Origin of the sequence: Microcoleus sp. S1D4, assembly GCF_036700765.1 — a bacterium.
Taxonomy (GTDB): domain Bacteria; phylum Cyanobacteriota; class Cyanobacteriia; order Cyanobacteriales; family Microcoleaceae; genus Microcoleus.
In genome coordinates this window covers 53,646-66,423 of the sequence record NZ_JAUBPP010000013.1, presented here as the reverse complement: position 1 = coordinate 66,423, position 12,778 = coordinate 53,646, and the positions used below count along the sequence as shown (strand labels likewise).

The 12,778-nt window shown below is 49.7% G+C and carries 6 protein-coding genes; 2 read left to right on the top strand and 4 right to left on the bottom strand.

Features of this window, described 5'->3' with window-relative positions; translation table 11 throughout:
- The first annotated feature begins 142 nt into the window (after nucleotides 1-142).
- Nucleotides 143-349 (top strand): DUF4915 domain-containing protein, encoded by a 207-nt coding sequence (locus QT998_RS15310; RefSeq protein WP_333092124.1) that lies wholly within the window; start codon nucleotides 143-145, stop codon nucleotides 347-349.
- Here QT998_RS15310 and QT998_RS15305 read toward each other — a convergent pair.
- The 3 genes from QT998_RS15305 to QT998_RS15295 form a co-directional block, all read right to left on the bottom strand.
- Nucleotides 303-1,148: a lysophospholipid acyltransferase family protein gene (locus QT998_RS15305; RefSeq protein WP_333116445.1), complete on the bottom strand. Its 846-nt coding sequence runs from the start codon at nucleotides 1,146-1,148 to the stop codon at nucleotides 303-305. The two genes, QT998_RS15310 and QT998_RS15305, sit on opposite strands and share 47 nt — an antisense overlap.
- Before the next feature lie 305 nt (nucleotides 1,149-1,453).
- A complete protein-coding gene (locus tag QT998_RS15300; RefSeq protein WP_333116442.1) occupies nucleotides 1,454-4,948 on the bottom strand; it encodes a response regulator in 3,495 nt (1,164 codons plus the stop codon).
- 524 nt (nucleotides 4,949-5,472) lie between these two features.
- Nucleotides 5,473-5,736: a hypothetical protein gene (locus QT998_RS15295; RefSeq protein WP_333092121.1), complete on the bottom strand. Its 264-nt coding sequence runs from the start codon at nucleotides 5,734-5,736 to the stop codon at nucleotides 5,473-5,475.
- Nucleotides 5,737-6,480: 744 nt separating this feature from the next.
- Between QT998_RS15295 and QT998_RS15290 the strand changes: the two genes are divergently transcribed.
- The gene (locus QT998_RS15290; RefSeq protein WP_333092120.1) at nucleotides 6,481-7,125 is read left to right on the top strand and encodes a GNAT family N-acetyltransferase; all 645 of its coding nucleotides are present in this window, start codon (nucleotides 6,481-6,483) and stop codon (nucleotides 7,123-7,125) included.
- A gap of 668 nt (nucleotides 7,126-7,793) precedes the next feature.
- On the opposite strand, the gene QT998_RS15285 is transcribed toward QT998_RS15290, so the two are convergent.
- Nucleotides 7,794-12,761 (bottom strand): Ig-like domain-containing protein, encoded by a 4,968-nt coding sequence (locus tag QT998_RS15285; protein ID WP_333218069.1) that lies wholly within the window; start codon nucleotides 12,759-12,761, stop codon nucleotides 7,794-7,796.
- Nucleotides 12,762-12,778 lie beyond the last annotated feature (17 nt).

Genomic DNA, 12,778 nt, shown 5'->3' with positions numbered 1-12,778 from the left:
ATCGCTTTATTGACGAGCTAAAGCATCCCCCTACAGTCGGAAGTGTACAAATATGTCTGCGGACTACTATCACTTTAGGCAGATTTGTGGTATGTCAATTTTGTGCTATTGGTCAACTAGACTTGTTTTGAATTAGGACTTTATGCAGGGATGGGTAGCTGTAGATAGCAGCGGACAAGTAATGTTGATCAGCACATTACTCAATTGTATAGCCACATTGAGCGCTCGCCACATTGATAAACCTTTATGGAAACCACCCTTTATTTCACAAGATATCAACGAAGATCACTTTCACCCAATTCTCAATTACCAGCCAAACAATCTAATTGTGCCTGCATTTGAGTTGTAACTAAATCGAAACAAGCATCGACATAATCGCGATCGCCCGCCGCCTCTTTTCCGTACCTCTCAAATACGATCGGTTCGCACACGCGAGTCCGAATCTGTACGGGAAAAGGCAAGTTTGGCAAAGGCCCAATACTCAGTCCCCAAGGCAATCCCAAATACACCGGAAACACCACCGGATCGATGCCAAACAACCACGGCATCCCCAATTCATGCAATTGCTTAGCTTCTTCGTACAAATCCGCCAAAACTATTAAAGTATCGTGGGCACCGTGGGATATAATTGGTACAATTGGCACCTCTTCTCGCAATGCTAATTTAATAAATCCCTTGCGTCCGGCAAAGTATATTTTATTACGCAAGTGATGGGGGCGAAAAGTATCTTCTGCGCCGCCCGGATAGACGAGAACCGGGGCATTTTTTCGCAAAGCTGCGATCGCCATTTTCGGATGCGCCTTCAGGGCACCGCACTGCACCGCCATGCTAGCAATCTCTGGCGAAACTTGCCAAACCGTCGGGTGCATCAATCCGTAGGCCAAGCGTTCGGTGCCGTACCTGTGGAACCATTCGTATAGAAACATAAACATATCAGGAGCGGCGATTCCCCCGTTGTGGGAGCCGACAACGAGCATTTTTCCGCTAGCGGGGACGTGGTGCCAGCCGTCGCTTTGTACGCGAAAATAGTAGCGGTACAGCCATTCCCAGATGGGCAGCAAAAGTTGAATGAAGTCGGGATTGCGATCGTCCAAAGATAAACCGTCAAAGGGATAGCTAGAGGATTTTTTATTAGTATTTTTTGTCACTTTAAAAATATTTTAGTTAGTCAGTAGTCAGTAGTCAGTAGTCAGTAGTCAGTAGTCAGTAGTCAGTAGTCAGTAGTCAGTAGTCAGTAGTCATTGGGTATAAAAGCATTGAGAATTGGGTCTAAAAACAGAAAAGCATTGGACATTGAAATTGGGAGCAAACAACCAATAACCAGTCACAAACAACCAATCACAAACAACCAATAATATCGTTTCCGGTTGCATCGGTATTGTTCAAACAGTCAACAGTCAACAGTCAACAGTCAACAGTCAACATCATTCCGGTGAAACCGGAATTGATATAACTAATCACAATTCAAGAGAAAAGTCAACACAGTTTCATCAATTCCCTTAAGTGTCAGCGACTTATATTTAACAATTCGATCTTCCTCAACATAATCTGCAACCGCCGCCGAAATCAGTACAGAATTTGCTTCCGCCACCTCTTGCAAGCGCGCAGCAATATTCACGCTCGGCCCGATCGCAGTATAATCCGATCGATCCGGGCCACCAAACATTCCCACCACCGCAGTACCCTGGTGAATTCCGCAGCGAAACCGCACCGGAGGCATCCCATTTTCCCCCACAATTCCCTGCTCCACCCAGCGCTCGTTAAGCTCCTTAAGAGCTCGCAGCATTTCCCTTGCAGCAGCCACCGCGCGGCGTACTTGCTCATTAGGCGTTAGTTCCTCCGGCGCGCCAAACAGAGCCATTACCGCATCTCCCACAAACTTATCCACCGTACCTCCACTGTCAAAAATAGCCTTAGTCATTGCCGCCAAATATTCATTCAACAGCTCAGCCACCCGGCGCGATCGCAGCGTATTTGCCATCTCAGTAAAACCGACAATATCGCTAAACAAAATAGTAATCAAACGCGGTTCCGGGCGCAAATCCAGCCCCAAATCTCCCGCCGCAGCCGCCTTCACCATCGAGGGCGGCAAAAAGCGGCGCAGCACCGACTCAGTTAAATAACTGTTCAACTGCTGCACTCGGCGCTCGTTTTGTTTGAGAGCGATCAAATTTCGCACTTCGGCCAACAATTCGCGATCGTTAAAAGGCTTAGACAAATAAGCATCAGCACCCCGTTCTACTCCTTCAATCCGAGTATCTTCGTCAGCTTTCGCCGTCAGCAAAATTACCGGAGTCCCCTTCAATTCCTCATCTTGTCGAATCATCCGAATCAAATCTAAACCCGAGATTAAAGGCATCATCAAATCCGTGACAATTAAATCCGGGCGACGATTTTGGGCGGCTGCAAATCCTTCTTCGCCATTGCGAGCGAGCAAAACTGCAAAGCCGGCATTTTGCAAAATTCCCGACACATAAAAGCGCAAATCTGGATTGTCGTCAACAACCAAAACAGTGCCGGCTGCTGTTTCTGAATTGATCGGTTGGATCGCCTCAAAACTCTCATTGGCAAATTCAGCATCAGACAAATCACCTTCCACATCTGCCAGTTCCACCGCTGCTTTGGATGAATGAAACTCTGCAGGTATTTCTAGTACCTGTTCCGGTGGTAAGTGAGTAGAACCGAAGTGCAGCCAGACGGTAAAAGTAGTACCTTCGCCGTAAACTGACTCCACGGAAATTTGACCGCCGTGGAGTTCGACTAATTCCTTGACAAGCGCCAAACCCAAGCCGCTGCCTTCGTAGGAACGGTTGGTAGAACCTTCGGCTTGGCGAAAGCGCTCGAACAAATAGGGAATTTGTTCGGTGCGAATGCCAATGCCGGTGTCTTTTACTTGCAGCAAGCAGTGAGCGCCTGCCGGTTTAATTGTCAGGGTAATTGTTCCGCCTTCTGGGGTGAATTTGACAGCATTTGATAGCAAGTTGTAAATCACTTTGTCAAATCTTTCAATATCCAAATAAAGTAAAGGACATTCTTGCAGTTGGGTAATTAATTGCAGTCCTTTTTTATCGCAGTAGGCGCGGAACGACTCTGCGGTAGAGTAACAGAAACTGACTAAATCGCAGGGGCGAAAACTCGGCTGCATCCGTCCGGCATCGAGTCGCTGCAAGTCCAGCAGTTGATTTACCAAGCGCAGGAGGCGGCGCGAATTACGCAAAGCGATTACCGCTTGTTCGTAGGGTAAGTCTTCTTGGCGGCCGCAAGCTGATTCCAAAGGGCCGATGGTTAGTGTTAGAGGCGTGCGGAATTCGTGGGAGATATTTTGGAAAAACTCGGTTTTGAGCCGATCGGCCTCTAGGAGCCGTTCTGCCTGTTGTCTGGTAGTCTGGTAGAGGCGCGACTGCTGCACGGCTAGAGCAGCTTGAGTTGCCACTATTTGAGCCAAGTCAACATCTGAAAGTTTCCAGCGGCGGATGGTGTGATTTTGGCGCAGGGAAATGCTGCCGATGATTTTGCCTTCGGAGATTAAGGGAACGACTAACAGGGCGCGGGCTGGCGATCGAACTTGCAGTTCTGTAACATTTAAATCGGGGCGTTCGTAGAGGTCTTCAATAGCCACTGGCTCTTTTGATACCATAACTTGCAGCAGCACCGGATTGCCCCGAATCGGCACCAAAGATTGCGGCAAGGAAGGATGGGCAAAAACCCAGGCGCCAGAGTTAACACCACTAGCAGAATCCGTTCCTGGCGCAGCAGAGTTTCCCTGGTTCCCCACTACCTCTGGATTGTTAAAACCCTGTTCTACAGCCACGGTATTCCTATTTGTGTCGTAGAGCCCCACGCACTGGACGTATTCATCATCTTCTGTCCACAAAGATAGGGCGCAGCCGTCCACTTGCAAAGCTTGGCCTAGTTGTTGAGTAATGGCTGCAAAAATATTTTGGGGGTCGAGGCTCGATCGAATTGCCGTAGTAATAGTATTGACTAAGGCCTCGCGCTTGGCCAGCGCCCGCACCTTTTCGTAAGCCCTGGCTTGAGAAAGCGCCAAAGCCGCTTGGTCGGCCACCGTAATTACCAACTGTACCTCATGGTCTTGCCACTGGCGCGGTCGATCGAACTGGTGCAGCGCTAAGACAGCCATCAGTTCCGTTTTGTAAAACAGCGGTACGATTAAGCTCGATCGAATATTCGCAGCTTGATAAGCCTGCTGTCGCTGGGGATTGTCCCAATTTAAAACTCTCTCATCAGTTTCGGCATCTTGAATCACCTGCACATCCAGAGTTTTCCAAACCAAATCCGCCAGCAAATCCGCCGAAAGTCCAGAAGCATCTAGAGGTATGGTTTCCGGCGCATGGTAAACGAACTGTTCGTCAGCCGCCCGCCCGTCTTGGAAAGGTCGCAGCAGACAACAATTCACCTCAAACATCTGCCCGACGGTTTCCACAATTCTTTGCAGCATTTGCTGGTAATTGGGGGCCGATCGGATAGTATTGGTAACGGCATAAAGCAGCGATTCTTGCGAGAGAGCCCTACGCAGTTCATTGGTGCGCGCTTTCAGGATATTGTGAGTCTCAACAGCTTGAGTGACAATAGTTTTAAGTTCTTCCGCATCCCAAGGCTTCGTAACGTATTTGAATACTTTGCCAGCATTAATCGCTTCAACTAAATCTTCAATATCCGTATAGCCAGTTAAAATAATTCGGATGACATCCGGGTATTGAGCCGCCGTCAGGCTGAGAAACTCCGTACCGCTCATTTTTGGCATTCGCTGGTCGGAGATAATCACAGCAACTTCTCCCTCTTTTGCCAAAATTTCTAGGGCGGCGGGGCCAGATTCTGCCCTGAACACTTTGTAGTCTCGATGGAAGGTGCGGTAAAGCAAGTCGAGGTTATCCGGTTCGTCATCGACGATCAGAATTTTTAACTTAGGATTTGATTGAGAATTCATGCACCGTTCTCCTGTGCCCCGGGGCTGTTCGATTTAATAAGTCTGATGAAAAAAAGAATTCGCCGGTTTCAATTGTTGAAGTCACAATAGTTCGTGAATCTGAAGTTGTTGTGAGTTGGCAGAAGCAAGAGTCAACCGGGAGAATTGGTGTTTTGCATCTTGTATTGTGCCATCGGGAAGTCGCGAGTTGTACAATACGCGAGTTGCCGAGGGTTCGCACTCTAAAAAAATGCTTTTTACAAAACCCAGATGCTCCCAATCCAGCTTGATTTTTGAGAATTTAGTTTTAAATCCAGAATTATTCTGAGCCACAATTGTCTGTCGTACACCCTAATTTTATTATTTAATGATATTCACATAAACTCGTCTTGCGGTAAGTGTCCCTTACCCATCACCTCTATGCAGGAGCAGAAACACGAATCCGGCACTTTTAAAAGCTGTCTGGATATCTCATAATACATAGGAATAACCTTCGCGGTTGTGAGTTAATTTGCCAAATTTATGTCATATTCTCCCTCCTTGGTCTATTTTATTTGGTATGTGAAAACTGCTGTCAGTACGATATAATAGACCACCAATATTTTCGCCTCTGTTTTTTCGACTGCCAAGGTTACAGCAACTTTAACAGTCCGCAGCTCGATACTGTCGGCGAGCCTGCGCCGGTTCCCCTGACGGATATTCGGGGGGTGGCTGACAGACCAAACGGGCTTTGAGTGCGGGTGACGCAATTGCTGTACCATTTGAGTTAGACTTGCACTTTTTCCGCGATCGCGGCATTTTTGTGCCATCGCAGATTTTCGAGAAGCCAATTAGTGCGGCCAAACACTGTAAGCCAGAGCGTCCATCTGTTAATCTTAGCTAGGGATGTACTCTGTGGAAACCGGCAAATTAGCTTTCTTCGAGATTTTGACAGTCTCGATCGCCCTTTGCACAGTATCGCAGCACAAGATCGAGCCGTGAAGGAAAACCCCCGCAGAATGTTTCTGACCATCCAAATTTAAATTGGACGGTGGGGAGAGTGATCCCTAGCGCCACAGGTAAAGCCAATTCGTGACGGGACGGGCTTGCTGATTACCCATAACTGCTGAAAGCTGGGTTGTCCGGTTCACCGGGCCGGTGGCGAAGATCCGACGTGCAAGCGGGCCCGATGTTAGTGCGGTCAGTCGTTGAGTTTTTCAATTTTATGAGCGAAAAGTTATATTCGATGCGATCGGATATTTGAACCAACACAGATCCGCAGGGTTCCGGGAACCTGACATTAAAACCTTTTTGATTGTTTTTAATACCTTAGCAGTTACCCACCAATTTAGTATTAGGGGATTGGTTTTGATTGATAGGAAATTGATTCTTAAATGCCAAAAACTGGCACACAACATCCAATACTACTTAAATTAAAGCATAAAATAATGTGATTTAATGATAGGAATCAACGATATCTATAAATTATCTCATAATATCATAACATCAGAGAAGTTTCTTAGGTAAAAGTCCGAGAAAATAGCGTAAAAAAAATAATATAGTGACCTTAAATTGTGAATCCTTCTTTTTTTTCCTCACCGTCTCACGAACAACAAACTCCCCGACTTTCTGCCTTTTCGATCCGCGTCGCTGTGTCGAACGACTTGACACAGCTAGCCGATGTTTTAGCCATGAGCTTTCACTCCCGCCAGGGATTGGTAGAATGGGTGTATCCGGTGTTGCGTTTGGGCATTTACGAAGATTTAAAAAATCGACTGCGTTCTAAGGCAGAACATTACATTTGTCTGGTTGCTGAGCTAGTCTCGCGCGAGGAAGGAATGCAGAATTATCGATCGCCCCGACTTGGGTGCGTAGCAGGAACAATAGAAATGGCCCTGCGCGCTCGTTTCCCTTGGCAAATTCCAAGTTCAGACTATCCTTATTTGTCAAATTTAGCCGTTCACCCAGAGTATCGGCGGCAGGGAGTTGCTCAACAATTGCTCAGCAACTGCGAGGATACAGCAAGAGAATGGGGATTTTCGGAGATTTACCTCCACGTTATGGAAAATAATCACGCAGCCAGACAGTTGTACTATCAAGCGGGCTATCGCTTGCAACAAGTCGATTGGCATTGGACTCATTGGCTGTTCGGTCAACCGCGCCGGCTGTTTTTACGCAAGCAGATTTCGCTTTCACAAGCTAATTATTTGAAGCGATAGTGGGTAATTGGTAATGAGTTGTATTTGTTGATTTTAGGCGATCGCACAACTCTCATAAAATTGTTTCCAGAGCTTCGACCTGCAATAGGAGGTACGATTTGATTGTAGAAAAAAACGTAATTTGTAGACTTATTGCATATATTTTGATTGATAGGTCAACCGCAAATTAACGCAGATTAACGCAGATTAACGCAAATTTTTTTCGAGATACGATCTAGCAGTTAGAGGTAAAGATCGAGTATTGATATCATGTCCGGTCGATTAATAACACAAATCTCCTGTAACTTGCCTTCCTCAAAGGAGGCAGAGCCTCCGGTTCTGCATTACCAGGCAGAGCGAAAGTAACGAGCAATCGCTTAAGTTATTAAAATTTCATTCCTTATTGCGGTTAATCGACCGGACATGATATGACAGATAGAGTTCTCAATTTCCCAATCTAAAACTTGTTTTGAGCGACTTGTGCTGAGCGTAGTCGAAGGGAGCCGAAGCAAGTCAAAAAATCTAAAACTTGTACAGCGAACCCGAAGTATCTAAAATCTAAACTTTTTGATAAAGGCTATATCAAAACCTCCTCACCGTCGGACGAAGTAGCCCTACAAAGAACGCCACAGAAGTTTTGAGCGGCTGTGGCGTTTTGTTATGAAAATAGGGAACTTTCGGCGCTAATTCTAGCCCTCAGACAAGAGATTAGATAGGAAATCCGAAGAGCCGATCGCCCCGTTAACCCCGATAAAGTTTCCTAACACCCGATCGGTTCCTGCTATTCGCAGCAAAGTACCGTCAGGAGTAGCGCTAAATTGCAACTGCTGGAAACTCACGCCGCCAGTCAAAACAAACTTATCGACACCTACCTCGAAGTTAATCACAGTATCAGTGCCGCCATCAGCACTCAAAATAAATCGATCGCTCCCCATACCTCCAATTAAAGTATCCTCGCCCAAGTCGCCAAACAGCCAGTCATCTCCAGCGCCCCCATTGAGAAGGTCGTTATCTTTACCACCAATCAGAGTATCGCTGCCAGCATCTCCGTTGATAGTATCTTGGCCTTCATTGCCGTAGAGCAAGTCATCGCCGTCACCGCCGTTGATGCAGTCTTGCTGGTCGTTTGCCCCCACCGAGACAGCCCGGTTATCAGCACGATCGCCATAGATGGTATCGTTACCCTCGCCACCGCAGAGTTCATCGCTGCCATCACCGCCGTAAATCAAGTCGTCACCCTGATCTCCGTGTATGAGGTCATTAGCTTTGCCACCGTAAATCAAGTCGTTGTCTTGACCACCACTGATGGTATCGTCACCCTCATCGCCGAACAGCACATCAGCACCGATGCCACCAAAGAGCAAGTCCTGACCGCCAACATCATTAGCTCGACTTCGAGCACCGCCGTACATGGTGTCGTCGCCGCTGTCGCCAACAAGGGTATCAGAGCCGAGTTCGCCCCAAATCAAGTCATTATCTTTGCCACCCCAAACACAATCATTGCCTTTACCTGCTTGGACGGTATCATTACCGTGCCCGCCGCCTATGATGTCGTTGCCGCGGTCGGCAAAGATTAAGTCTTGTTCACCGAGATCCCCGATGGACTGGGAACTGCCACTGTCGCCGAGCAGAGTATCAGCTCCTTCGCCACCGTAGAGGGTATCGGAGCCTAATTGACCGTAGATGATGTCATTGCCTTTACCTCCATAAGCGCGATCGTTATCTTTGCCTGCAACCAGCGTATCGTTGGCTTGTTGGCCGTTGAGGAAGTCGTTACCGAAGCCTCCGTACAGCAAGTCGCGTCCCTGGGAGTCGCTGGCACTTTGGTCGCGGATGCCCCCAAACAAGCTGTCGGAGCCGATGCCACCAAACAACGTATCGGAGCCAAGTTCGCCCCAAATTCGGTCATTTTCTTTACCTCCAAGGGCAATATCGTCACCTTTGCCACTATGGATGGTATCGTCGCCCTCGTTGCCGTTAATGAGGTCTGCACCCTCGCCTCCGAAAATCAAATCGCGAGCATCGTCAGGACTCTGGGAGTTGTTCTGCCCGGTGTCTCCGAGAATCGTATCCGCACCTCGATCTCCAAACAGGGTGTCAGAGCCTAAGTCGCCCGCAATCCAGTCGTTCTGTTTGCCTGCAAATACGATATCGTTGCCCTCGTCTCCGTAAACAATATCGGTGTCAATGCCCCCAAAAATCCTGTCATTGTCTTCGTTGCCGTAAATTTCGTCCGCGCCGTCTTCACCTAAAAGCAGGTCGTTGCCTTCAAAACCCACGATTTTTTGGTTGCCTTTGGTGTCTACGATGAAGTCATCGCCGTCGGTTCCTTTGGTGGTTTGTCCCTCTGAAAATTGTGAAATAGGCCGGACAAATCCAACGGCAGGTGGTTGCTGCGGGGGCGCAAAGTTAATTCCCGGTTTTTCAATAATGGGCTGACACAAACAGTCGGTATCTGGTTCGGCGATCGGATTTGAGATACCGGGCGCGGGCGTTGGTGTGGGTGTAGGTATGAGTGGGGGAACAGTTCCAACTGGCCTCAAGATAGCAGCAACATTAGCGCTAGTGGGGCTGACTTTGCCGAGGTTGTCGGTGGCGGTGTAGCTGAAAGTTGCTCCGTTAAAGTCAACTGTGGCTACGAAAAATAGTTGTCCTATTTGTGCCGGAGTCAAAACTTGACCGGCTGTCACGGGTACGTCGCCGTTGACTGAATCTGATAGGAACAGGACTCCTTGGTTGGCCGGGGGGACGCTGGTGATGGTGTAAGAGACGATCGACCCATCGGGGTCACTTCCTCCCAATCCCAACACCTGCACGATGCCGTTAGTGGGAACCGTGAAGTTAATATTGTTAACCGATGGCGGTTGGTTGGAAGTCGGGGAGATAGCGGCAACTGTAGCAGTGGCGGGGCTGGTAGCGCCGCTGTTATCTGTGGCGCTGTAGCTGAAATTGGCACCGGTAAAGCTACCTGTGGATTGGAAAAATAGTTGTCCTATTTGTTCCGGTGTCAAAACTTGACCTGATGTCACGGCTACTCCGCCGTTGGCTGGATCTCCTAAAAACAGGATTCCTTGGGCCGCTGGGGGCAGGGTGTTGATGGTGTAAGAGGCGATCGACCCATCGGGGTCACTTCCTCCCAATCCCGGCACCCGCGCGCTGCTGTTGGGGTCTACGGTGAAATTAGCATTGTTGGTTACTGGGGGTAAGTTTAGGGGATTTGGTGTGGGAGTTGCTCCTGTGGAACCGAGAGTAGCGGTAGCCAGGGGACTGGTAGCGCCGTTGTTATCTGTGGCGCTGTAGCTGAAATTGGCACCGGTAAAGTTGCCGGTGGATTGGAAAAATAGTTGTCCTATTTGTGCCGGTGTCAAAACTTGACCCGGTGTCACGGGTACGCCGCCGTTGGCTGGATCTCCTAAAAAGAGGACTCCTTGGTCTGGTGAGGGCAGGGTGTTGATGGTGTAAGAGGCGATCAACCCATCGGGGTCACTTTTTCCCAATCCCGGAATTTGCGCGGTGCTGTTGGGATCTAGGGTGAGGTTAGTATTGTTGGCTGCTGGCGGTTCGTTGGGAGTTGGTGTTGGAGTTGGTGTTGGTGCTGGAATCGGTATTGGTAATGGTGTGGGAGTGGGCGTTGGTACTGGTGCTGGAGTCGGCGGAGGTGGCGCTCCTGTTAAACCGAGACTAGCGTTAGCTGGGGGGCTAACTGCGCCGCTGTTATCTGTAGCACTGTAGGTAAAATTGGCACCGGTAAAGTCGCCGGTGGATTGGAAAAACAGTTGCTGCAACTGTGCTGGAGTCAGGACTTGACCTGGTGTCACTGGTACGCCGCCGTTGGCTGGATCTCCTAAAAACAGGATGCCTTGGGCCGCTGGTGGCAGGGTGTTGATGGTGTAGGAGGCGATCGACCCTTCTAGGTCGGGGTCAGTTCCTCCCAATCCCGGCACCGGGACGCTGCTGTTTGGCCCTACCGTGAGGTTAGTAGGTGTCGCTACTGGTGCTTGGTTGGGTGGCGCTCCTGTTAAACCGAGACTAGCGTTAGCTGGGGGGCTAACTGCGCCGCTGTTATCTGTAGCACTGTAGGTAAAATTGGCACCGGTAAAGCTACCTGTGGATTGGAAAAACAGTTGCTGCAACTGTGCTGGAGTCAACACTTGACCCGGTGTCACTGGTACGCCGCCGTTGGCTGGATCTCCTAAAAACAGGATGCCTTGGGCCGCTGGTGGCAGGGTGTTGATGGTGTAGGAGGCGATCGGCCCTTCCGGGTCGGTTCCTCCCAATCCAGGCACCGGGGCGCTGCTGTTTGGTCCTACCGTGAGGTTAGTAGGTGTCGCTACTGGTGGTTGGTTGGGTGTCGTTCCTGTTAAACCGAGATTCGCGTTAGCTGGGGGGCTAACTGCGCCGCTGTTATCTGTGGCGCTGTAGGTAAAATTGGCACCGGTAAAGCTACCTGTGGATTGGAAAAACAGTTGCTGCAACTGTGCTGGAGTCAGGACTTGACCTGGTGTCACTGGTACTCCGCCGTTGGCTGGATCTCCTAAAAACAGGATGCCTTGGGCCGCTGGTGGCAGGGTGTTGATGGTGTAGGAGGCGATCGACCCTTCTAGGTCGGGGTCAGTTCCTCCCAATCCCGGCACCGGGACGCTGCTGTTTGGCCCTACCGTGAGGTTAGTAGGTGTCGCTACTGGTGCTTGGTTGGGTGGCGCTCCTGTTAAACCGAGACTAGCGTTAGCTGGGGGGCTAACTGCGCCGCTGTTATCTGTAGCACTGTAGGTAAAATTGGCACCGGTAAAGCTACCTGTGGATTGGAAAAATAGTTGTCCTATTTGTTCCGGTGTCAACACTTGACCCGGTGTCACTGGTACTCCGCCGTTGGCTGGATCTCCTAAAAACAGGATGCCTTGGGCCGCTGGTGGCAGGGTGTTGATGGTGTAAGAGGCGATCAACCCATCGGGGTCGGGGTCAGTTCCTCCCAATCCCGGCACCGGGACGCTGCTGTTTGGCCCTACCGTGAGGTTAGTAGGTGTCGCTACTGGTGCTTGGTTGGGTGGCGCTCCTGTTAAACCGAGACTAGCGTTAGCTGGGGGGCTAACTGCGCCGCTGTTATCTGTAGCACTGTAGGTAAAATTGGCACCGGTAAAGCTACCTGTGGATTGGAAAAATAGTTGTCCTATTTGTTCCGGTGTCAACACTTGACCCGGTGTCACTGGTACTCCGCCGTTGGCTGGATCTCCTAAAAACAGGATGCCTTGGGCCGCTGGTGGCAGGGTGTTGATGGTGTAGGAGGCGATCGACCCGTCTGGATCATTACCTCCCAATCCCGGCACAGGAAGAGTGTTTCCCGGCAGCACTGACCCAGTGGTAGGGTTGGCTACTGGTGGTTGGTTGGCTGCTGTCAGAGTTGCCGTCGCAGGCGTTGTGCTGGCGAGACCTTGGTTATCTGTAGCGCTGTAGGTGAAATTGGCTCCGGTAAAAGTCCCTGTGGATTGGAAAAATAGTTGTCCTATTTCTGCAGATGTCAATACTTGACCCGGTGTCACGGGGACTCCGCCGTTGGCTGGATCTCCTAAAAACAGGACTCCTTGGGCCGCTGGCGGTATGGTGTTGATGGTGTAGGAGGCGATCGACCCGTCTGGATCATTACCTCCCAATCCCGGCACAGGAAGAGTGTTTCCCG

What these genes read in the sequence shown, in the direction of transcription:
- QT998_RS15310 (WP_333092124.1), top strand. Translation starts at nt 143, where the DNA reads ATGCAGGGATGGGTAGCTGTAGATAGCAGCGGACAAGTAATGTTGATC.
- QT998_RS15295 (WP_333092121.1), bottom strand. Translation starts at nt 5,736, where the DNA reads ATGGCACAAAAATGCCGCGATCGCGGAAAAAGTGCAAGTCTAACTCAA.
- QT998_RS15300 (WP_333116442.1), bottom strand. Translation starts at nt 4,948, where the DNA reads ATGAATTCTCAATCAAATCCTAAGTTAAAAATTCTGATCGTCGATGAC.